This window comes from Gemmiger formicilis, from assembly GCF_016901605.1.
In the GTDB taxonomy this organism is placed as follows: Bacteria; Bacillota; Clostridia; order Oscillospirales; family Ruminococcaceae; genus Gemmiger; species Gemmiger formicilis_B.
This window is the reverse complement of record NZ_JACJKP010000509.1, coordinates 1-364: the sequence shown is the minus strand read 5'-3', so window position 1 is coordinate 364 and position 364 is coordinate 1. Positions and strand designations below refer to the sequence as shown.

The following is a 364-nucleotide window of genomic DNA, read 5'->3' as shown; positions in this document are numbered from 1 at the left end:
GCCTACTGCATGAGCCCCGACGGCCAGGCCCTGGCTACCGAGGAAGGCTACATCGGCGGCGAAGGCACCGAGTTCACCTCCACCCAGCCCAGCGGCAGCATCACGGTCGGCGGTTCTTCCTCCGTTTCTCCTCTGATGGAAAAGCTCATTGAGGCCTACAAGACCGTCAACCCCAACGCCACCATTGAGATGCTGACCACCGACTCCACCACCGGTGTTACCGGCGCTTTGGACGGCACCTACACCATCGGTATGGCCAGCCGTGAGCTGAAGGATACCGAAACTGCCGAAGGCGCCACCGCCACCGTGCTGGCCATGGACGGCATCGCGGTCGTTGTGAACCCCGCCAACACCACCGCCGACC

Annotated in this window: 1 protein-coding gene; it reads left to right on the top strand. The window is 63.7% G+C overall.

Going from position 1 to position 364, the window contains the following annotated elements:
- The coding region (locus tag H6B10_RS15685) for a substrate-binding domain-containing protein (RefSeq protein ID WP_243427433.1) at positions 1–364 on the top strand (364 nt) is incomplete at both ends.